The sequence below is a fragment of the Pseudomonas sp. GNP013 genome (assembly GCF_054343995.1).
Genome location: NZ_JBTGUT010000001.1, coordinates 648,539 through 669,373 on the forward strand (window position 1 = coordinate 648,539; position 20,835 = coordinate 669,373).

Below are 20,835 nucleotides of genomic sequence, written 5' to 3' on the forward strand. Positions count from 1 at the left end.
CGCGGACCCACTCAAAAAACAACAGGTGAAGGCATGACCCTATCCAAACCCCTGGAACTGCTGGCGCCCCTGTCCGGGGTGCTGCTGGCGCTGGAGCAGGTACCCGACCCGGTATTTTCCAGCCGCATGATTGGCGATGGGCTGTGCATCGACCCTACTTCGCAAACCCTCTGCGCGCCGTTCGCCGGGGTCATCAGCAATATCCAGGACACCGGGCACGCCGTCAGCGTCACCGACGACAACGGTGTGCAGGTACTGATGCATATTGGCCTGGACACGGTGCACCTGGCCGGGAAGGGTTTCACCCGGTTGGTCGTGGAGGGCCAGCGGGTGGAGGCCGGGCAAGCACTGATCGAGTTCGATGCCGATTACGTGGCGCTCAATGCCCGCAGTTTGCTCACGCTGGTGCTGGTGGCGAGCGGCGAGCCGTTTGTGCTGCTGGCGCCGGACGCCGACACGGTCGCGGTGGGACAGCCACTGATGCAGGTGTCGCCCGCCGACGCAGACGAGGTAATCGGCAGGGACGAGGGCAATGCCGTGTTCTCCGAGCCGCTGGCCCTGCCCAATGCCAACGGTCTGCACGCGCGCCCGGCGGCGGTGCTGGCGCAGACGGCCAAAGGCTTCAAGGCCACCGTTCACTTGCACAAGCAAACCCAAAGCGCCAACGCCAAGTCCCTGGTCGCGATCATGGCGCTGCAAACCGTGCAGGGCGATACCTTGCAGGTCAGCGCGACAGGGGAGGATGCCGACGCGGCGATCAAGGCGTTGGTCACCTTGTTGGCGCAGGGTTGCGGCGAGACCGTCGAGACTGCGCCGCAGCCAGCGCAAGCGGCCACGCCCGATGCGTCGGCGACCTTGCTGCGCGGCGTGTGCGCGTCACCGGGTTCGGCGTTCGGCCAAGTGTTTCAAGTGGCTGAACCGGCGCTGCACATCACCGAAAACGGCGCCGGCACCTCGGCCGAACACGCAACGCTCACCCGTGCGCTGCTGGCCGCCGCCGAAGCCTTGCAGGCGCTCCAGGACAAGGCGGCCGGCAGTGCCCAGGCGCAGATTTTCCGCGCCCATCAGGAACTGCTCGACGACCCCACCCTGCTGGAGCAGGCCCATGGTCTGCTCAGCAAGGGCAAAAGCGCCGGGTACGCCTGGAACTACGCCACCACCTCAACCGCCAGACTGTTCCTCGGCATGGGCAATGCGCTGCTCGCCGAGCGGGCGACGGACCTGGCCGATGTCGGCCGGCGTGTGCTGAAGCTGATTCTGGGCGTTCAGGACAGCGCCTGGGAATTGCCCGAGCGCGCCATCCTGATCGCCGAGCAGCTCACCCCGTCGCAAACCGCCAGCCTGGATACCGGCAAAGTGCTGGGGTTTGTCACCGTCGGCGGCGGTGCCACCAGCCATGTCGCGATCCTGGCCCGCGCCCTTGGCCTGCCGTCACTGTGTGGCGTGCCGATGCAGGTGCTGGCCCTGGCCAACGGCATGCAGGTGTTGCTCGACGCCGACAAGGGCGAGTTGCACCTGGCGCCTGACCTGGCCGAAATCGAAGCACTGCAAACCGAGCGCGAACAGCAACTGCAGCGGCGTGAGCGGGACATGGCGCAGGCGTCAGCGCCTGCCACAACACGTGATGGGCACCGCATCGACATCACCGCCAACGTCGCCTCGTTGCAGGAGGTACAGCAGTCCCTGACGCTGGGCGGCGAGGGCGTCGGCCTGCTGCGCTCGGAGTTTCTCTACCTGGACCGCAACCGCGCGCCCGGCCCCGAGGAACAGGCGGACACCTACAGCGCCATCGCCCGTGCCCTGGGTTCCGAGCGCAGCCTGGTGGTGCGCACCCTTGACGTTGGCGGCGACAAACCGCTGGCCTATGTGCCAATGGAAGCGGAGGCCAATCCGTTTCTGGGTTTACGCGGCATTCGCCTGTGCCTGGAGCGTCCCGAGCTGTTGCGCGAACAGTTCCGAGCGATCCTCGCCAGTGCCGGGCTGGCGCGGCTGCATATCATGTTGCCGATGGTCAGCCTGCTGTCGGAGCTGCACCTGGCGCGCAAGATGCTGGAGGAGGAGGCGCAGGCGCTGGGCCTGAGTGAGTTGCCCAAGCTGGGCATCATGATCGAAGTGCCGTCCGCCGCGTTGATGGCGGATGTGTTTGCGCCCCATGTGGATTTTTTCTCCATCGGCACCAACGACCTGACCCAGTACACCCTGGCCATGGACCGCGACCACCCCCGGCTGGCCCGCCAGGCCGACAGCTTTCACCCGGCAGTGCTGCGCCTGATCGCCAGCACCGTCAAGGCCGCCCATGCCCACGGCAAGTGGGTAGGCGTGTGCGGCGCATTGGCGTCCGAAGTGTTGGCGGTACCGCTGTTGATCGGCCTGGGGGTGGACGAGCTGTCGGTCAGCGTGCCGCTTATTCCCACCATCAAGGCCACAGTGCGTGAGCGGGCGCTGACCGACTGCCAGCTTATCGCCCGCCAAGTGCTGGGCCTGGAAGAGGCCGCCCATGTGCGCGAGGCCCTGCGCCAATTTCACGCGGCCAGCGTCGACACCTCACCTGTGCGGGAGAACTGAGCATGTTGGATAAACTGAAGCAGGCGTTCTGGAAGGCGCTGACCCCGGACCTGATCGCCGAGACGGACGCCGCGCCGGTACCGGGGCTGTTGTCGGCCGAGGTGCTGAGTGCATTGGGCGGGGCCGATAACCTCAAGTCGCAGCAACGGGTGGCGCTGACGCGGGTGAGGGTGCAACTGCGGGAGGCGGGGCGGTTGGATGAGGCGGCGTTAAAGGCGGCAGGGGTGCCAGCGGTGGTGTTGTCAGACGGTGTCGTACACCTGATCACCGGCCTTTAAGCCCGAATGCAGATCCAGCCAGCAATGGAGATCCAAGTGTGGGAGGGAGCAAGCCCCCTCCCACATTGGTTTTGTACTGTGCTCAGAGTTTGGGGTTGTCTTCCGGCGGCTTGCTCTTGTCCACGCCCGGCACATGCAGGTCGCCTTCCACCACCTGGTTGCCCTCAAGCTGCGGCTGGGTCACCCAGGTGAGGATGTCGTAGTAACGCCGGATGTTCGCCACGAAGTGCACCGGCTCACCGCCGCGTGCATAACCGTAGCGGGTCTTGCTGTACCACTGCTTTTGCGCCAGGCGCGGCAGCATTTTTTTCACGTCCAGCCACTTGTTCGGGTTCAGGCCTTCCTTCTTCGCCAGGATCCGCGCGTCATCCAGGTGGCCGGTGCCCACGTTGTAGGCGGCGAGGGCGAACCAGGTACGGTCCGGCTCGGCGATCTTGTCGTCCAGCTCATCCTTGATCCGGGCCAGGTACTTGGCGCCGCCCATGATGCTCTGTTTGGCATCCAGGCGGTTGGACACGCCCATCGCCTGGGCCGTGTTCTGCGTCAGCATCATCAGGCCGCGCACGCCGGTCTTGGAGGTGACGGCCGGCTGCCACAGTGATTCCTGATAACCGATGGCTGCCAATAGCCGCCAGTCGACCTTTTCTTCCTTGGCATAGGCCCGGAAGTGTTTCTCGTATTTGGGCAGGCGTTGCTGCAAGTGCTGGGCGAAGGTGTAGGCGCCGACATAGCCGAGTACATCCACATGCCCGTAATAACGGTCTTTGAGACGCTGCAGGGTGCCGTTCTTTTCCACCTTGTCGAGGTAGCTGTTGATCTCGTTAAGCAGGCTGTTGTCGGTGCCTGCGGCCACGGCCCAGCTCTGGTTGCTGGCATCGCCAAGGTCGAAGGCCACGCGCACATTGGGGAAGTACACCTGGTTCATCGCCACTTCGTTGGAGTCCACCAGGGTCAGGTCGATTTGCCCCTCGTCCACCATGCGCAACAGGTCGACCACCTCGACGGCGTCGGATTCTTCATATTCGATGGCAGGGTTCTGTTTTTTCAGCGCCGCCAGTTGTTCGGCGTGGGTGCTGCCCTTGAGCACCATGATCTTCTTGCCCACCAGGTCCGCCGCGTTGGTCGGGCGTGACTGACCATTGCGATAGATGACCTGCGGGGTCACTTCCAGGTACGGATGGGAGAAGCGCACCTGCTGCTGGCGCGGCTCGCTGCGCACCAGGCCTGCGGCGGCGAGCACCGGGCCGTTGGGCTTGCCCAGTTGGCCGAACAGGTCATCGAGGTTGTCGGCGGTCTCGATCTCGAGCTTCACGCCCAGGTCATCGGCAAAGCGCTTGACCAGTTCGTACTCGAAACCGGTTTCACCGTTGCGGTCCTGGAAATAAGTAGCGGGGCTGTTCCGGGTGATCACCCGCAATACGCCATCCTCCTTGATTCGTTCGAGCGTGCTGGGTTTGTCAACACAGGCGCTGAGCATCAGGAAGAGTCCGGTTGCGAGCAGCCATTTGGCGCATCGCGGGCGCAAAGCAGTTGGGGAGAACATCTGCGCAGTATACGCAAACGGCCCGTGGCGCCATATCTCGACAGCGGCGCACTTGTCTGCTAGCGCCGCAAAAACTGTGCTGCAGCCCGCAGAAACGCGGGTTGGCGCACGATTGTGACGGTTAAAATAACTGCGCCCAACGCCAGGGATTTTGCCCCGATAGGGTGCAATCACGGCCAACTGACGTTCGGCGGCGGCCAGCGGTGCCGTTTCGGGTGCCGTTGGCGAAGGTTTACGCTAGAATGCACGGCCTCAAAGCACACCCCCTTCCCGAGGCTGTCCCGAAGATGTTGATCCTGCGCGGCGCTCCTGCCCTTTCTGCCTTTCGCCACAGCAAACTCCTTGAGCAACTGAGCCAGAAGGTTCCAGCGGTTACAGGCCTGTATGCTGAATTTGCTCATTTCGCCGACGTTAACGGCGTCTTGACCGCCGACGAACAGCAAGTGCTGGCACGCCTTCTGAAGTACGGTCCCAGCGTTCCCGTTCAAGAGCCCGCCGGGCGCTTGTTCCTGGTTCTGCCACGGTTCGGCACCATCTCGCCCTGGTCGAGCAAGGCCAGCGACATCGCCCGCAACTGTGGCCTGGACAAGATCCAGCGCCTGGAACGCGGCATCGCCTTCTACGTCGCCGGGCAGTTCAGCGACGCCGAAGCCGAGCTGATTGCCAGCAGCCTGCACGACCGCATGACCCAGATCATCGTCAGCCAGCTGGAACAGGCCGCCGGCCTGTTCAGCCACGCCGAGCCCAAGCCGCTCACCGCGATTGACGTGCTCGGCGGTGGCCGCGCCGCCCTCGAGAAAGCCAACACCGAACTGGGCCTGGCGCTCGCCGAAGATGAGATCGACTACCTGGTCGACGCCTTCAACGGCCTGCAGCGCAACCCCCACGACATCGAACTGATGATGTTCGCCCAGGCCAACTCCGAGCATTGCCGTCACAAGATCTTCAACGCCAGTTGGGACATTGACGGCCAGAGCCAGGAAAAAAGCCTGTTCGGCATGATCAAGAACACCTACGTGATGCACAGCGAAGGTGTGCTGTCGGCGTACAAGGACAACGCCTCGGTGATCGTCGGCTCGGTCGCCGGTCGCTTCTTCCCGGACCCTGAGACCCGCCAGTACGGCGCGGTGCAGGAACCGGTGCACATCCTGATGAAGGTCGAGACCCACAACCACCCGACCGCGATTGCCCCGTTCCCGGGCGCCGCCACCGGTTCGGGCGGCGAAATCCGCGACGAAGGCGCCACCGGCCGTGGCGCCAAGCCCAAGGCGGGCCTCACCGGTTTTACCGTGTCCAACCTGCAGATCCCGGGCTTCGAACAGCCCTGGGAAGTGCCCTACGGCAAGCCTGAGCGCATCGTCACCGCGCTGGACATCATGATCGAAGGCCCGCTGGGCGGCGCCGCGTTCAACAACGAATTCGGGCGCCCGGCGCTCACCGGTTATTTCCGCACCTTCGAACAGTCCATCACCACCCCGCGTGGCGATGAAGTGCGCGGCTACCACAAGCCGATCATGCTGGCCGGCGGCATGGGCAACATCCGTGAAGAACACGTCAAGAAAGGCGAGATTCTGGTCGGCTCCAAGCTGATCGTGCTCGGCGGCCCGGCGATGCTGATCGGCCTGGGCGGCGGTGCAGCTTCCTCCATGGCCACCGGCACCAGCTCGGCGGACCTGGACTTCGCTTCCGTACAGCGCGAAAACCCGGAGATGGAACGTCGCTGCCAGGAAGTCATCGACCGTTGCTGGCAGTTGGGCGACAAGAACCCGATCAGCTTTATCCACGACGTGGGCGCCGGTGGCTTGTCCAACGCCTTCCCGGAACTGGTCAACGATGGCGAGCGGGGCGGCCGTTTCGAACTGCGCAACATTCCAAATGACGAGCCGGGCATGGCCCCGCACGAAATCTGGAGCAACGAATCCCAGGAGCGCTACGTACTCGCCGTCGGCCCTGAAGATTTCGCGCGCTTCCAGGCTATCTGCGAACGCGAGCGTTGCCCGTTTGCCGTGGTCGGCGAGGCCACGGCCGAGCCGCAACTGACCGTGACCGACAGCCACTTCGGCAACAGCCCGGTGGACATGCCGCTCGAAGTGCTGCTGGGCAAGGCCCCGCGCATGCACCGTTCGGCGGTTCGTGAAGCCGAGCTGGGCGATGATTTCGACCCGCGCGCGCTGGAGCTGGCCGACAGCATCGAGCGCGTGCTGCACCACCCGGCCGTGGCCAGCAAAAGCTTTCTGATCACCATTGGCGACCGTACCATCACCGGCCTCGTGGCCCGTGACCAGATGGTCGGCCCGTGGCAGGTGCCGGTGGCCGACGTTGCCGTCACCGCCACCAGCTTCGACGTCTATACCGGTGAAGCCATGGCCATGGGCGAGCGCACGCCGCTGGCCCTGCTGGACGCTCCGGCGTCGGGCCGCATGGCGATTGGTGAAACCCTCACCAACATCGCAGCTTCGCGCATCGGTAAATTGTCCGATATCAAACTGTCGGCCAACTGGATGTCGGCCGCCGGCCATCCCGGTGAAGACGCGCGCCTCTACGACACCGTCAAGGCCGTGGGCATGGAGCTGTGCCCGGAGCTGGGCATCACCATTCCGGTGGGCAAGGACTCCATGTCCATGGCCACCCGCTGGAACGAGGACGGCACCGACAAGAGCGTCACCTCGCCGCTGTCGCTGATCGTCACCGGTTTTGCCCCGGTCACCGATATCCGCCAGACCCTTACCCCGCAACTGCGCATGGACAAGGGCACCACCGACCTGATCCTGATCGACCTCGGCCGTGGGCAGAACCGCATGGGCGCCTCAATCCTTGCGCAGACCCACGGCAAGCTCGGCAAGCAGGCGCCGGACGTCGACGACGCAGAGGACCTCAAGGCCTTCTTCGCCGTGATCCAGGGCCTCAACGCCGACGGCCACCTGCTGGCTTATCACGACCGTTCCGATGGTGGCCTGCTCACCAGCGTTGTGGAAATGGCCTTTGCCGGTCACTGCGGTCTGAACATCGTGCTCGACAGCGTTGCCGAGGATGCCTCTGAAATCAACGGCATCCTGTTCAACGAAGAGCTGGGCGCCGTGATCCAGGTACGCCAGGACGCGACCCCGGACGTACTCGCCCAATTCAGCGCCGCCGGCCTGGATGACTGCGTGGCCGTCATCGGCCAGCCAATCAACAACGGTGAGATCAACATCTCGTTCAACGGCGACACCGTGTTCTCCGGCCAGCGCCGCCTGCTGCAACGCCAATGGTCCGAGACCAGCTACCAGATCCAGCGCCTGCGTGATAACGCCGATTGCGCCGAGCAGGAATTCGACGCGATCCTGGAAGAAGACAACCCGGGCCTGAGCACCATGCTCAGCTTCGACGTCAACCAGGACGTGGCCGCGCCCTACATCAAGAAAGGCATCCGGCCACAGGTTGCCGTGCTGCGTGAGCAGGGTGTCAACGGCCAGGTGGAAATGGCGGCCGCGTTCGACCGTGCCGGCTTCAATGCGATTGACGTGCACATGAGCGACATCCTCGCCGGTCGCGTTGACCTCAATGAGTTCAAAGGCCTGGTCGCCTGTGGCGGTTTCTCCTACGGCGACGTGCTGGGGGCCGGCGAAGGCTGGGCCAAGTCGGCGCTGTTCAACAGCCGCGCCCGCGATGCGTTCCAGGGCTTCTTCGAGCGCAACGACAGCTTCACGCTGGGCGTATGCAACGGTTGCCAGATGATGTCCAACCTCAGCGAACTGATCCCCGGCAGCGAGTTCTGGCCACACTTTGTGCGCAACCGCTCCGAGCAGTTCGAAGCGCGCGTTGCCATGGTGCAGGTGCAGGAGTCCAACTCGATCTTCCTGCAGGGCATGGCCGGTTCGCGCATGCCGATCGCCATCGCCCACGGTGAAGGCCACGCGGAGTTCGCCAGCGAAGAAGCGCTGCTCGAAGCCGACCTGTCCGGCACCGTGGCCCTGCGTTTCGTCGACAACCACGGCAAGGTCACCGAAGGCTACCCGGCCAACCCAAACGGCTCGCCGCGCGGGATCACCGGCCTCACCAGCCGCGACGGCCGCGTGACCATCATGATGCCGCACCCGGAGCGCGTGTTCCGCGCCGTGCAGAACTCGTGGCGCCCGGAAGAGTGGGACGAAGACGGCGGCTGGATGCGCATGTTCCGCAACGCCCGCGTGTGGGTGAACTGAGGCGGTGTACAAGCTCGCCTTCTTTGTACCCGCAAGCCATGTGGAGACGGTGAAAACCGCCGTCTTCGCCGCCGGCGGCGGGCGCATCGGCAACTACGACAGCTGCGCCTGGCAAGTGCCGGGCCAGGGCCAGTTTCGCGCATTGGACGGCAGCCAGCCGTATCTTGGGCAGGTGGGTCAGGTTGAAGTGGTTGAAGAATGGAAGGTTGAGCTGGTGGTGGCGGATGCGTTGATTATGGCTGTTGTGGCTGCTTTGAAGCTGAGCCACCCGTATGAAACACCGGCTTATGAGGTGTGGCAGTTGGCGGATTTTTGATTCGACGGCTGTAAAAACAGGAAACCCGCTGGGCCGGTTTGGTCAGCGGGTTTTTTATCGTCGGTTGAAACTTGCTCGCGAAGGCGGTGTCCCGGACACCCTGGATTTGAATAGGGGTTGACGATAATAAATTTATAAAGCACTGTTTGCATGTACAGTATTTGTACCCATGACCAGGACGGTCATGTTTCTTTAGAGAGGGAACTCACATGTCTTATCCAGAAAGCAAACTCAACGGCATCACAGGCTTTGCCAAGGCTGCCAAGGTTACCGGCGGCTGGGCAGGTCCCGTGGTCAGCATTACCAACCTGGATCAACTCAAGGCCAATATCGGCGACGCGACCCCTCGCGTGCTGGTGATCAACAGCAACCTTTCGGCTTCCAGCCTGACCAAAGTGAACCTGGGCTCCAACAAGACCCTGGTGGGCTCGTTCCAGAACCGCACCCTCACCAACATCCACCTGCGGGCAACCTCAGCGTCGCAAAACATCATTTTCCAGAACATCGTTTTCCAGCACTCGGCTGGCATCAAAGACAACGACGACATCCAGCTGTACCTCAACCACGGCAGCAAGTACTGGATCGACCATTGCTCTTTCGTCGGTCACACCTGGTCCGTCAACGACGGCAGCCTCGACAAGTTGCTCTACATGGGTGACAAGGCCGACTACGCGACCATCAGCAACTGCTTCTTTGGTAACCACAAGTACGGCTTGATCCTCGGCCACCCGAGCGATGACAACAACACGGCGTTCAACGGTTTTCCACGGCTGACGATCTGCCATAACCGCTTCGACAATCTGGAAGTGCGCGCACCGGGGCTGATGCGCTATGGCTACTTCCATGTCTATAACAACTACATCAACAAGTTCCACCTGGGCTTTACCCTGGCGCAAAACGCCAACATTCTTTCCGAGTACAACCACTTTGGTGAGGGCAGCGCCAGCAACGGCATGTTGGACGACAAAGGCAACGGCACCTTCACCGATATCGGCAGCGTGCCTGCGATCACTAACCAGAAGTCGCCGAAGGCGCAGTGGACGGCCAATTCCAACTATGACTACGCATTGAAGACCGCCGTGCAAGCCAAGGACTTTACGGTGAAAAACGCGGGGGCTCAGTCGGCCAATCTGGTCTTTGGTGGCTAAGGCCCGGGTGACAGGTGTCTGATTCTCGGGCGCCTGTCAGGCCCAATCGGGAGCAAGCCCCCACATTTTGACTATGTGAATACGTTCAAATGTGGGAGGGGGCTTGCTCCCGATTGGGGCCAATGGAACCACTGTGCTTCTAAACCCTGGCGCCGACCTCACGGTCACCGACCAACCGCTCCAGCGCTTCACCCAGGCCCAGGGCCTTGTCGCCAATCAACAAGTGCCAGACACCGCTTTCCAGCCGGCTAACACCCTGACAACCCAGCGCGGTCAGGGCCGTTTCGGACAACCCCGAGTCATCTCCCAATTCCACCCGTAACCGCGTCATTGCCACAGCCTCCAACTGCTGCACATTGGCTCGTCCGCCCAGTGCACTCAGCCATTTCTCGGCCTCCTGCACATTCACCGCCGCTGGTTTATCCACAGGCGCAACCGGCGCACTGGCAACAAACGACGGCATCGCCAGGCGAATTTCATCAGCAATGCTGTCGGCCAGCGGCCCGACCACCACCTGCAAACTCCCGCCATTACCCGGCCGCACCACCGCCATGGCGCCCAGCGCTTTCAACTCCGCATCCACTGCCTTGTTGCGATCGACCATGTCCAGGCGCAACCGCGTGGTGCAGGCGCCCACACTCAGCAGATTGTCCGCACCGCCCAGCGCGCGGATATAAGCCGTGGCACGCTGGTTGTCGTTCATCACCTCAGCCTGCGCCACCTGGATATCTTCCCGGCCCGGTGTCTTCAGGTTGAAACGGCGAATGCAGTAGCTGAACACGCTGTAGTAAATCAACGCGTAGGCCAGGCCAACCGGGAATATCAGCCAGCCATTGGTGGACTTGCCCCAACCCAGCACCATGTCGATAAACCCTCCGGAGAAGGTAAACCCGAGGTGGATATTCAGCAGGTTGGTCACGGCCATCGACAGGCCGGTCAGCACCGCGTGGATCAGGTACAGGAACGGCGCCAGAAACATGAATGCGAACTCGATCGGCTCCGTCACGCCGGTCAGGAACGAGGTCAGCGCCATCGACAGGAAAATCCCGCCCATCACTTTGCGCCGTTCCGGCAGCGCGTTGCGGTACATCGCCAGACACGCGGCAGGCAGGCCGAACAGCATCACCGGGAACATGCCGGTCATGAACTGGCCGCCTTTGGGGTCGCCGGCGAAGTAACGGGTCAGGTCACCGGTGACGACCGCGCCGGTGACCGGGTCGGTAAAGGTGCCAAACACAAACCAGGCCATGTTGTTGAGGATATGGTGCAGGCCGGTGACGATCAGCAGCCGGTTGAACACACCAAACACGAAGGCGCCGAGGCTGCCGCTGTCCATCAGCAACGCGCCGAAGCTGTTGATGCCCTGTTGGATCGGCGGCCAGATCAGCCCAAAAATCACGCCAAGGCCAACCGCGCTGAACCCGGTGACAATCGGCACAAACCGTCGCCCGCCAAAAAAGGCGAGGTACTCCGGCAACTTGATGTCCTTGAAGCGGTTATACAGTCCGCCTGCCATCAAGCCACTGGCGATACCGGCGAGCATGCCCATGTTGATGGTGGTGTCCATCACCTTGAGAGTGGAGATCATCACCAGGTAACCAATCGCACCGGCCAGACCTGCCGTGCCGTTGTTGTCGCGGGCAAAACCCACGGCAATGCCGATGGCGAAGATCAATGCCAGGTTGGCGAAGATCGCTTGCCCGGCGTCGTGCATCACCGCGATGTTCAAAAGGTCGGTATCGCCCAGGCGCAGCAGCAGGCCGGCAATCGGCAGAATCGCGATCGGCAGCATCAAGGCGCGGCCCAGGCGTTGCAGGCCTTCGATGAAATGTTGATACATGGCGTGTCTCCTTTTGTTGTTGTTATCAGCTCAGCGGCCAGTGGTGTTGACAGGCCTGGCGAACGGCTCGGGCGCTGCTCAGGTCGAGCAGGCCCTGGCTCAGTTGCCGGCAGTGCGCCGCATCCAGGTGGCGGACGCGGTCCTTGATTTCGCCGATCTGCAGCGGGCTCACCGACAGCTCGCTGACGCCCAGGCCGATCAGCACCGGCGTGGCCATTGGGTCGCAGGCCAGGGCGCCACATACGCCAACCCAACGCCCATGTTTCGCCGCCCCCGCGCAGGTCTGGGCAATCAGCCGCAGCAGCGCCGGGTGCAACGCATCGACCCGCGCCGCCAGACCGGCGTGATCGCGGTCCATGGCCAGGGTGTACTGGGACAGGTCATTGGTGCCGATGGACAAAAAGTCTGCATACAGCGCGAGCTGCTCGGCCATCAGTGCAGCGGCGGGCACTTCGATCATCACGCCCAGTTCCGGACGCCGGGTCAGTTCCAGCTCGGCGCATAGTTGATCCAGGCGCTGGCGGATCTGCAGCAGTTCATCCACCTCGCTGACCATCGGCAGCAGGATGCGGCAGCGTTCGAGCGGCGCTACTTGCAGCAGCGCGCGCAGTTGCTGGTCGAGCACATCGGGGCGCACCTGGGCCAGGCGAATACCGCGCAGGCCCAACACCGGGTTGGCCTCGGCGGGCAACGGCAGGTAGTCCAGTTGCTTGTCGCCGCCCACATCGATAGTGCGGATGATCACCGACTTATCGCCCATGGCATCCAGTACGGCTTGATAGGCCTGACGTTGCTCCTGTTCATCGGGCGCGGTGCGACGGTCGACGAAGAGGAATTCGGTACGCAACAGGCCGACGCCGTCGGCGCCGTTTTCAAAGGCCACCTCGGCTTCGGCGCTGGAGGCGACATTGGCAGCGACTTCAACGCTCACGCCGTCGGTGGTGTGTGCGGGTAATTGGGCCTGGGTCTGTTGCTGCTGGCGGCGCAGCTTCTGCGCGTCGAGAATCTGGTGCACTTGGGCGTGCCGGGCGTCGCTGGGCGCCAGTTCCAGGCGACCATTGGCCGCGTCCAGGACCACACGCTGGCCCTGCGGCACATCCAGGAGTTCGGTGCCCAACGCCACCACGCAGGGCAAGCCCTGACCCCGGGCCAGGATCGCCACGTGGGACGTCGCGCCACCTTCGGCCATGCAGATGCCGACGGCGTTTTGCGCGCTCAGTTGCAGCAGGTCGGACGGTGTCAGCTCATGGGCGCTGACAATCGCACCCGCCGGCAATTCGACATGCCAGGCGTCACCGAGCAAGGCGCGCAACACGCGTTGTTGCAGGTCACGCAGGTCGTTGGCGCGTTCGGCGAACAGCGGCTTGCCCAGCGCCAGCAACACCGCGCATTGGGCCTGGATCGCATCGCGCCAGGCGTGGGTGGCGGCGCTGCCGTGTTCGATGGACGCGGTGGCCGCGTCAAGCAGCGCCGGGTCTTCCAGCAGGGCCTGGTGGGCGGCGAAGATGTCTTCTTCCTCGGCGTTTTTGCGCTGCCGAGCGTGCGCCAGCGTGTCGCGGATTTCGCCGCGCACCTGTTCCAGCGCCGCGTCCAGGCGTTCGAGTTGTTCATCGACGCGATGGCCGCCGGTATCGGCTGGCAGCTCAACGCCGCTGAGACGGATCAACGGTCCGCACACCAGGCCGGGCGCAGCGCACACGCCTTGCAGCACGTCGGCTTCGACGCGGACTCGAGGTGGCGCAGCGGTAACGGCCGGGGGCTGATGGGCTTCGCTGATTGTCACGGACAGGGCGGCCACCAATGCCTGCAACGCCGCGTCGGCGTCGTTGCCGCGACAGCTGACGCGTACTTCATCGCCCTCGCCAATGCCCAAGCCCATCAGGCCAATCAGGCTGTCGCATGCCGCCGATTTACCCGCGAAGTGCAACTGTGCCTGGCTGCTGAAGCCCTGGGCGGTTTTGCGGATCAGCGCAGCCGGACGTGCGTGCAAACCACCACGGTGAGTAACGCGCACACGGGCGCTGGCCTCGACCGTTGAGTTATCCACAGCGGTTTGAACGCAGGCGGCTGAACGCACGGTGACCTGCATCAACGGCTCGCCGACTTTCACGGTTTTCAATGACCGAGGCGTCAGTTCAAAGCGTTCGCTGTTGGTCAGAATGATCGGGCTCACCAGGCTCTTGCACCGCCGCGCGATGCGGTCCAGGTCAAAGCGCACCAGTGCCTGCCCGTTGCTCACCTGCGCACCGTGCTCGACCAGCAGCTCAAAGCCTTCGCCACCCAGCTCCACGGTGTCGATGCCCAGGTGCATCAGCAGTTCGGCGCCGTTTGCAGCGCGAATCGTCAATGCATGCCCGGTGCGGGCGACATGGATGATCACACCGTCGCACGGCGCATGCAGGCAGTCATTCAACGGGTCGATGGCAATACCGTCGCCCATGGCGCCGCTGGCGAACACGTCGTCGGGGACGTCGCCCAGGGCCAGCAGCGGCCCGCTGAGGGGAGCGCTGAGGGTCAATACATTATTGTTGTTGGACATGGGCACGGTACTCATCAGGAAAACACCACTCAGTGAGTGCGGGTGACTTTGCTCAGGTGGCGCGGCTGGTCCGGGTCCATGCCCCGGGCTTCAGCGAGACCTGCGGCCATCACGTAGAAACTCTGGATGGCCAGGATCGGATCGAGGCTCGGGTGCTCGGCGCGGCTCAGGGTCAGGTCGCGTTCGGCGATATCGTCCGGCGCGGCCAGCAACACGCGGGCGCCGCGCTGGCGCATATCGGCGGCCAGGCTCAACAGGCCGGCCTGCTCGGCACCGCGCGGGGCGAATACCAGCAGCGGGTAGTTTTCGTCGATCAGGGCCATCGGGCCGTGGCGCACTTCGGCGCTGCTGAAGGCTTCGGCCTGGATCGCCGAGGTTTCCTTGAGCTTGAGCGCAGCTTCCTGGGCGATGGCAAAACCGGCGCCACGGCCAATCACCATCAGGCGCTGGCTGCCTTTGAGGGCGTCGATGGCGAGTGTCCAATCCTGCTTCGCGGCGGCACGCAGCTCGTCGGGCAGGGCGCGGCAGGATCGCAGCAAATCGGCTTCCTGGCTCCAGTGCCCGACCAACTGCGCGCTGGCGCTGAGGGTGGCGATAAAGCTTTTGGTCGCCGCCACGCTGAGTTCCGGCCCGGCGCACAGTGGCACGTGGAATTCGCAGGCGGCTTCCAGCGGCGAGTCCTCGGCGTTGACCAGCGAGATACTCAAGGCCGCGCGCTTGCGCAGCAGGCGCAGGCTGTCGACCAGGTCCGGGCTCTGCCCCGACTGCGAGAAACCGAACGCCACCTGGCCGCTGACCTGCAACGGCGCCTGCAACAGGGTCACCACCGACATTGGCAGCGACGCCACCGGGATGCCCACATGCTGCATGGCGAGGTAGGCGAAGTAGCTGGCGGCATGGTCGGAACTGCCGCGGGCGATGGTCAGCGCCACCTGCGGCGGCTGGCGGCGCAGGCGCTCGGCGATGTTCTCCAGTGGCACGCCGAGGCGTTGCAGTTGCGCGGCGACGGCATCAGCGGAGGCCAGGGCCTCTTCAAGCATTTTTGAAGTCAATGGTTTCTCCTTCGACCATTACGTCGGTGAGGGTCAGGGCGCGGTCCAGGCGCACGCAGTCGGCAAAGCTGCCGGGTTGCAGGCGGCCGCGCGCCTGCAGGCCCAGGTAGTCCGCCGGAAATTGCGACAGGCGTTGTGAGGCTTCGCTGATGGGCAGGCCGATTTTCACCAGGTTGCGCAGCGCCTGATCCATGGTCAGCGTGCTGCCGGCCAGGGTGCCGTCGGCCAGGCGCACGCCGCCCAGGCATTTGGTCACGGTGTGGCTGCCCAGCTTGTATTCGCCGTCGGGCATGCCGGCGGCGGCGGTGGAGTCGGTCACGCAGTACAGGCACGGGATCGAACGCAGGGCCACGCGCATGGCGCCGGGGTGCACGTGCAGCAGGTCGGGGATCAGCTCGGCGTATTGGGCGTGGGCCAGAGCGGCGCCGACGATGCCGGGTTCACGGTGATGCAACGGGCTCATGGCGTTGTACAAATGGGTGAAGCTGGTGGCGCCGGCTTCGAGGGCGGCCACGCCTTCTTCATAGCTGCCCAGGGTGTGGCCGATCTGCATGCGCACGCCGCGTTCGCTGAGCGCGCGGATCAACGCTGCGTGGCCGGCGATTTCCGGCGCGATGGTGATCACGCGGATCGGCGCCAGGGCGAGGTAGGCCTCCACTTCGGCGATCAAGGCGGTGTGGGCGAAGTTGGGCTGGGCGCCGAGTTTGCCCGGGTTGATGTAGGGCCCTTCCAGGTGTACACCGAGCACCCGCGCGCTGCCGGTGGGGCGTTGCTCGCAGAAGGTGCCGAGCTGGCCGAGTACGCGGGAAATCTCCTCCACCGGCGCGGTCATGGTGGTGGCCAGCAGTGAGGTGGTGCCAAAGCGCACGTGGGTGCGGGTGATGGTCTCGAAGGCGCTTGCACCTTCCATGATGTCGGCCCCGCCGCCGCCGTGCACATGCAGGTCGATAAAGCCCGGCAGCAGGTAAGGCAGGTCATTGTCGGCGGGGTCACAGGGCGTGCCTTCGATGGCGCTCACCCGGCCGTTTTCGTGCACCAGGCGGCCGCGAATCCAGCCCTGGGGTGTGAGGATGTTGTCTTCGGACATGGGCAGTTCTCTAGAGTCGCAGTTCAGCGGAGTAGTCATGACGGCGCAGCTCTGCGACAAAGTCGTAGTAGTCGTTGCGGCAGTAGGTGTCGGTGATCTCAATCGGCGTGTTGTCGGCGGTGTAGCCAACCCGCGACATCAGCAGCATGGCGGTGCCGGGGGCGATGCCCACGAGGGCGGCGAACTCGTCCGACGCATTGATTGCCTGCACATGCTGCAGGGCGCGCACGATGGGCTTGCCGATGCCTTCCAGGTATTCGTAGAGCGAGTTGCCCAAGGTGTGTGGCTGTGGCAGCACCGAGGCGGGGAGGGTAGTCATCTCGATGGCCATGACCGTGTCATCGGCTTTGCGCAAACGCTTGAGGCGCGCGACCTTGTCGGTGGGTGACAGGGCGAGGCGGATCAGCTCTTCGTGCGTTGGCGGGGTGACCTCGCGCTCCAGCCAGTGCGAGCTGGGCACAAAGCCCTTGAGGCGCAGCATTTCGCTGAAGCCCGAGAGGCGCGACAGCGGTTGTTCCAGGCGCGGCGTGATAAAGGTGCCGGAACCCTGACTGCGGCGGATCAGGCCCTGGGCAAACAGCACTTGCAGGGCTTTGCGTGCAGTGACCCGCGAGATACTCAACTGCTCACTGAGTACGCGTTCGGAGGGCAAGGCCTGTTCGGATTTCCACTCGCCGGCATGGATGGCCGCTTCCAGGTTACGGGCCAGTTGCAGGTACAGCGGCGTGGATTGCGTGTCGTCAGGGCGCAGGGCCAGGATGGGATTCATGGGTGAGTGTCCGATGCGTTATTTGGAATGTTGTCGCCCGGTATTGGCCGGAAACTAATACCACTTAGATACCATGTCAATGCACCCAAAACCGTGCAGGCACCGGTTTCAGAGCCCTGTATTGGGGCCTGGCATCAAGTGGTATTAGAGAGGTCTTGATGGCGCGCAGAACGACGCAAGCCCGCGCGGTGAACTGGTATTCACCGGCAGGCGCTGTCAGGGGCGGGAAAATATTTCGAATTATTTTACGAGCGATTGAAGATCAGGGCCGGATCTCGATCAGGGTGCCGTCCTTGACCAGGTTCCAGACCTCGCGCATGTCGACGTTGCGCATGCCGATGCAGCCATCGGTCCAGTCCAGGGTGTGGAACCACTGCTCCGGGTAGTCTGCGGTGTCAGGCGTGCCGTGGATCATGATCATGCTGCCGGGCTTCACGCCTTCGCGGCGGGCGCGGGCGGCGTCGCTGATATTGGGGTAGGAAATGTGCATGGCCAGGTTGTAGCGGTCGCTGACCTTGCGCCAGTCGAGCCAGTAAAAACCTTCCGGTGTACGGCGGTCGCCCTCGATCAGCTTGTGGCCCTTGGGGTTCTTGCCCAGGGAGATGCGGTAGGTCTTGAGGGGCTTGCCGTCGTTGATCAACTGCAATTGGTGGGCAGACTTGAGCACCAGGACCTTCTCCACCGGTTTGCCGCCCAGGGTTTCCAGGGTGGACGCCGATGACAGCGAGGCGAACGACAGGCAGAGCAGAGCGAGCAACCAACGCATTGACACGATTTCCTGGGGGCCGGATCAGGACCGGGCGGTGTTGGACATGGGCGGTACCGCTTCGCTGCGCACGGGGAAAGCCTGTTGCCGACGGTCGGCAAAAAAGCATTCCAGGGTACGCCCCACCGTGCGGAAAGCCAGTTCGGACCAAGGGATATCGGCCTCGTCGAACAGCTTCACCTCAAGGCTTTCGATACCGGCGGCAAAGTCCAGGTCGACGAGTTCTGCGCGGTAGAAAATATGCACCTGGCTGATATGCGGCACGTCGATCAGGGTATAGATCTGCAGGTTGCGGATGCGCGCGCAGGCTTCCTCGAAGGTTTCGCGCACGGCGGCCTGTTCCACCGTCTCGCCGTTTTCCATGAAGCCTGCGGGCAGGGTCCAGTAACCCAGGCGCGGCTCGATGGCGCGGCGGCACAGCAGCACTTTGTCGCCCCAGACCGGCAGGGTGCCGGCCACGATATTGGGGTTCTGATAGTGGATGGTGTGGCAGTGATCGCACACATAACGCAGGTGCGCGTCGCCATCGGGGATGCGTTGGGTGACCGGTTTACCGCACTGGCTGCAGAAGTTCATGCTCGGGTTCCTGGAGATTGCGTGCATCTTGGCTTGGTGCCGGGCGTTCCTGCAAGTTGTCGTTTAACGACACGCCTGCGGTTTTGGGGTTGGGCGCCCGCACGCTTTGGTGCATGATGCAAGGTAGCCAACAGACCGAGATGACTCATGCTGGACGAGCTACTTCGCCGGGTAAGCAATCACACGCCGCACACGCTGGAGACCGACGGGCGGTTCCCCGAGGCCGCGGTGCTGGTGCCCATTACCCGCAGCGACGAACCCGAGCTGATCCTGACCCTGCGCGCCAGCGGGCTGTCGACCCATGGCGGCGAAGTCGCGTTTCCCGGCGGGCGCCGTGACCCCGAAGACCCGGACCTGATCTTCACCGCGCTGCGCGAAGCCGAAGAGGAAATCGGCCTGCCGCCGGGCCTGGTGGAAGTGATCGGCCCCTTGAGCCCGCTGATTTCCCTGCATGGCATTCGCGTTACGCCTTACGTGGGGGTGGTTCCCGATTACGTCGAGTACCTGGCCAACGACGCCGAAATTGCCGCTGTTTTCAGCGTGCCGCTGGATTTTTTCCGTCAGGACCCGCGCGAGCACACCCATCGCATCGATTATCAGGGCCGCAGTTGGTACGTGCCTAGCTACCGCTTTGGCGAGTACAAGATCTGGGGACTGACCGCCATCATGATCGTCGAGCTGATCAACCTGCTGTATGACGACGCCAGGATCAGCCTGCACCAGCCGCCCAAGAGCTTCATCAATATTTAAGCCATCACCTGAATGGCAAGCCGCGAGGACACACCATGAAATACCGCCTGGGCGACGCCCGCGTCGAGACCCACCCTGACAGCTGGGTGGCACCCAATGCCACACTCGTGGGCAAGGTCAAGCTGGAGGAGGGCGCCAACGTCTGGTTCAACGCGGTGTTGCGGGGCGACAATGAACTGATCCTGATCGGCAGGAACAGCAATGTGCAGGATGGCAGCGTGATGCACACCGACATGGGCTACCCGCTGACCCTGGGCACCGGCGTGACCATCGGCCATAACGCCATGCTGCACGGCTGCAGCGTCGACGATTACAGCCTGATCGGCATTAACGCGGTGGTTCTCAATGGTGCCAGAATTGGCAAGCACTGCATCATCGGCGCCAATTCGCTGATCGGTGAGGGCAAGGAAATTCCCGACGGCTCGCTGGTAATGGGCTCGCCGGGCAAGGTGGTGCGTGAGCTGACCGAGGCGCAGAAGCGCATGCTCGAAGCCAGCGCCGCGCACTATGTGCATAACGCCCAGCGGTATGCGCGCGACCTGGCCGAGCAGCAGGCATGAACCCGGCTGAACGTCCTGTCGCCTCGCCGTGTGTGAGCATCTGTGCATTGGATGATGACGATATCTGTACCGGCTGCCAGCGCACGGTGGCCGAGATTACGCGCTGGAGTCGCATGGACAATGCCGAGCGCCGGGTGGTGTTGGGGTTGTGTCATGAGCGGGCGGTGGCCGGTGGGTTGGTGTTTATGATGCCGGGCAAGTCCGGCGCCTGAACCACCGCCATCGGGAGCAAGCCCCTCCCAATTTGAATGTATTCACACATCCAACTGGGTGAACCCGATCAAATGTGGGAGGGGGCTTGCTCCCGATGAGGCCTTCTCTGACAACCTAATTACCCACAGGCTCTACCCCATGCTCTTCCTGATCGCCTACATCGGCAGCGTCGTGCTGATCAACTTCGCCTTCTCCACCGCCCCGCACCTGGACGTCATCTGGTCCGCCTGGGGCGGACTGGTGTTCATCCTGCGCGACATGGTGCAAACCCGCTTCGGCCACGGTGCGATCATTGCCATGCTGGCCGCGCTGGTGCTGTCCTACATCACCTCCGACCCGTCCATCGCGCTGGCCAGCGCCACGGCGTTCGCAGTGTCCGAATGCATCGACTGGCTGGTGTTCAGCATCACCCAGCGGCCGTTGCATGACCGCCTGTGGATCAGTTCGGCGCTGAGCATTCCTCTGGATACCTTTATCTTCTTCGGTCTGATCGGCGCGCTGACCCCGGCCGTTGCAGGTACGGCGCTGGTGTCGAAATTCGCCGGCGTCACGGTGGTGTGGTTGATCATGGCCTGGCGTCTGCGTAAACGGGCTGTCGCCAACTGAGGCCAATTTTTACAGTTCATGTAAAATGCCGGCCTTTCTCCCC

The 20,835-nt window shown here is 63.5% G+C and carries 17 protein-coding genes; 9 read left to right on the top strand and 8 right to left on the bottom strand.

What is annotated here, in order from left to right:
* The first annotated feature begins 33 nt into the window (after positions 1 to 33).
* Positions 34 to 2,565, top strand: a complete 2,532-nt coding sequence (gene ptsP, locus ACXX81_RS02955; RefSeq protein ID WP_458571186.1) for a phosphoenolpyruvate--protein phosphotransferase — start codon at positions 34 to 36, stop codon at positions 2,563 to 2,565.
* Positions 2,566 to 2,567: 2 nt separating this feature from the next.
* Positions 2,568 to 2,843, top strand: coding sequence for a PTS sugar transporter subunit IIB (locus tag ACXX81_RS02960; protein WP_458571187.1), 276 nt, complete (start codon positions 2,568 to 2,570; stop codon positions 2,841 to 2,843).
* An 82-nt stretch (positions 2,844 to 2,925) separates the two neighbouring features.
* Here ACXX81_RS02960 and mltF read toward each other — a convergent pair whose 3' ends face one another.
* Complete coding sequence (mltF, locus tag ACXX81_RS02965) at positions 2,926 to 4,386, bottom strand: membrane-bound lytic murein transglycosylase MltF (RefSeq protein WP_209984488.1); 1,461 nt, start codon at positions 4,384 to 4,386, stop codon at positions 2,926 to 2,928.
* A gap of 287 nt (positions 4,387 to 4,673) precedes the next feature.
* On the opposite strand from mltF, the gene purL reads away from it, so the two are divergent.
* From purL to ACXX81_RS02980, 3 genes are all read left to right on the top strand, one after another.
* Entirely contained in the window at positions 4,674 to 8,570 is a 3,897-nt protein-coding gene (gene purL / locus ACXX81_RS02970; RefSeq protein WP_209990499.1) for a phosphoribosylformylglycinamidine synthase, read from the top strand.
* Between the two features lie 4 nt (positions 8,571 to 8,574).
* Complete coding sequence (locus ACXX81_RS02975; protein WP_209984485.1) at positions 8,575 to 8,886, top strand: YqfO family protein; 312 nt, start codon at positions 8,575 to 8,577, stop codon at positions 8,884 to 8,886.
* A 209-nt stretch (positions 8,887 to 9,095) separates the two neighbouring features.
* Positions 9,096 to 10,034, top strand: coding sequence for a pectate lyase family protein (locus ACXX81_RS02980; protein WP_231423221.1), 939 nt, complete (start codon positions 9,096 to 9,098; stop codon positions 10,032 to 10,034).
* Positions 10,035 to 10,173: 139 nt separating this feature from the next.
* Here ACXX81_RS02980 and nagE read toward each other — a convergent pair whose 3' ends face one another.
* From nagE to ACXX81_RS03015, 7 genes are all read right to left on the bottom strand, one after another.
* Positions 10,174 to 11,874 carry an N-acetylglucosamine-specific PTS transporter subunit IIBC gene (gene nagE / locus ACXX81_RS02985; protein WP_458571188.1) on the bottom strand — a complete coding sequence of 567 codons (1,701 nt, stop codon included), beginning with the start codon at positions 11,872 to 11,874 and terminating at the stop codon, positions 10,174 to 10,176.
* Between the two features lie 25 nt (positions 11,875 to 11,899).
* Positions 11,900 to 14,413: a phosphoenolpyruvate--protein phosphotransferase gene (ptsP, locus tag ACXX81_RS02990; RefSeq protein WP_458572563.1), complete on the bottom strand. Its 2,514-nt coding sequence runs from the start codon at positions 14,411 to 14,413 to the stop codon at positions 11,900 to 11,902.
* A 29-nt stretch (positions 14,414 to 14,442) separates the two neighbouring features.
* A complete protein-coding gene (locus ACXX81_RS02995; RefSeq protein WP_458571189.1) occupies positions 14,443 to 15,465 on the bottom strand; it encodes an SIS domain-containing protein in 1,023 nt (340 codons plus the stop codon).
* On the bottom strand, positions 15,446 to 16,552 hold the full coding sequence (gene nagA / locus ACXX81_RS03000) for an N-acetylglucosamine-6-phosphate deacetylase (protein ID WP_209984475.1): 1,107 nt from the start codon (positions 16,550 to 16,552) through the stop codon (positions 15,446 to 15,448). The genes ACXX81_RS02995 and nagA overlap by 20 nt, the downstream gene beginning before the upstream one ends.
* Positions 16,553 to 16,562: 10 nt before the next feature.
* Entirely contained in the window at positions 16,563 to 17,321 is a 759-nt protein-coding gene (locus ACXX81_RS03005; protein WP_209984470.1) for a GntR family transcriptional regulator, read from the bottom strand.
* 262 nt (positions 17,322 to 17,583) lie between these two features.
* Positions 17,584 to 18,087, bottom strand: a complete 504-nt coding sequence (locus tag ACXX81_RS03010; RefSeq protein WP_209984468.1) for a L,D-transpeptidase family protein — start codon at positions 18,085 to 18,087, stop codon at positions 17,584 to 17,586.
* 24 nt (positions 18,088 to 18,111) lie between these two features.
* Positions 18,112 to 18,663: an NUDIX hydrolase gene (locus tag ACXX81_RS03015; protein WP_209984465.1), complete on the bottom strand. Its 552-nt coding sequence runs from the start codon at positions 18,661 to 18,663 to the stop codon at positions 18,112 to 18,114.
* Between the two features lie 147 nt (positions 18,664 to 18,810).
* On the opposite strand from ACXX81_RS03015, the gene ACXX81_RS03020 reads away from it, so the two are divergent.
* The 4 genes from ACXX81_RS03020 to ACXX81_RS03035 all read left to right on the top strand — a co-directional run bounded on the left by ACXX81_RS03020 (position 18,811) and on the right by ACXX81_RS03035 (position 20,792).
* On the top strand, positions 18,811 to 19,413 hold the full coding sequence (locus tag ACXX81_RS03020) for a CoA pyrophosphatase (RefSeq protein WP_057007247.1): 603 nt from the start codon (positions 18,811 to 18,813) through the stop codon (positions 19,411 to 19,413).
* A gap of 35 nt (positions 19,414 to 19,448) precedes the next feature.
* Positions 19,449 to 19,973 (top strand): gamma carbonic anhydrase family protein, encoded by a 525-nt coding sequence (locus tag ACXX81_RS03025; protein WP_231423218.1) that lies wholly within the window; start codon positions 19,449 to 19,451, stop codon positions 19,971 to 19,973.
* Positions 19,970 to 20,185 (top strand): DUF1289 domain-containing protein, encoded by a 216-nt coding sequence (locus tag ACXX81_RS03030; protein ID WP_209984459.1) that lies wholly within the window; start codon positions 19,970 to 19,972, stop codon positions 20,183 to 20,185. The genes ACXX81_RS03025 and ACXX81_RS03030 overlap by 4 nt, the downstream gene beginning before the upstream one ends.
* Positions 20,186 to 20,324: 139 nt before the next feature.
* The gene (locus ACXX81_RS03035; RefSeq protein ID WP_209984456.1) at positions 20,325 to 20,792 is read left to right on the top strand and encodes a preQ0 transporter; all 468 of its coding nucleotides are present in this window, start codon (positions 20,325 to 20,327) and stop codon (positions 20,790 to 20,792) included.
* The last annotated feature ends 43 nt before the right edge of the window (positions 20,793 to 20,835 follow it).

Bases quoted from the DNA above. Each gene is read 5' to 3' on its own strand.
- ptsP (WP_458572563.1), bottom strand. From the start codon at position 14,413: ATGTCCAACAACAATAATGTATTGACCCTCAGCGCTCCCCTCAGCGGG.
- nagE (WP_458571188.1), bottom strand. From the start codon at position 11,874: ATGTATCAACATTTCATCGAAGGCCTGCAACGCCTGGGCCGCGCCTTG.
- ACXX81_RS03005 (WP_209984470.1), bottom strand. From the start codon at position 17,321: ATGAATCCCATCCTGGCCCTGCGCCCTGACGACACGCAATCCACGCCG.
- purL (WP_209990499.1), top strand. From the start codon at position 4,674: ATGTTGATCCTGCGCGGCGCTCCTGCCCTTTCTGCCTTTCGCCACAGC.
- nagA (WP_209984475.1), bottom strand. From the start codon at position 16,552: ATGTCCGAAGACAACATCCTCACACCCCAGGGCTGGATTCGCGGCCGC.
- ACXX81_RS03025 (WP_231423218.1), top strand. From the start codon at position 19,449: ATGAAATACCGCCTGGGCGACGCCCGCGTCGAGACCCACCCTGACAGC.
- ptsP (WP_458571186.1), top strand. From the start codon at position 34: ATGACCCTATCCAAACCCCTGGAACTGCTGGCGCCCCTGTCCGGGGTG.
- ACXX81_RS02960 (WP_458571187.1), top strand. From the start codon at position 2,568: ATGTTGGATAAACTGAAGCAGGCGTTCTGGAAGGCGCTGACCCCGGAC.
- ACXX81_RS03030 (WP_209984459.1), top strand. From the start codon at position 19,970: ATGAACCCGGCTGAACGTCCTGTCGCCTCGCCGTGTGTGAGCATCTGT.
- mltF (WP_209984488.1), bottom strand. From the start codon at position 4,386: ATGTTCTCCCCAACTGCTTTGCGCCCGCGATGCGCCAAATGGCTGCTC.
- ACXX81_RS03035 (WP_209984456.1), top strand. From the start codon at position 20,325: ATGCTCTTCCTGATCGCCTACATCGGCAGCGTCGTGCTGATCAACTTC.
- ACXX81_RS02980 (WP_231423221.1), top strand. From the start codon at position 9,096: ATGTCTTATCCAGAAAGCAAACTCAACGGCATCACAGGCTTTGCCAAG.
- ACXX81_RS03015 (WP_209984465.1), bottom strand. From the start codon at position 18,663: ATGAACTTCTGCAGCCAGTGCGGTAAACCGGTCACCCAACGCATCCCC.
- ACXX81_RS03020 (WP_057007247.1), top strand. From the start codon at position 18,811: ATGCTGGACGAGCTACTTCGCCGGGTAAGCAATCACACGCCGCACACG.
- ACXX81_RS03010 (WP_209984468.1), bottom strand. From the start codon at position 18,087: ATGCGTTGGTTGCTCGCTCTGCTCTGCCTGTCGTTCGCCTCGCTGTCA.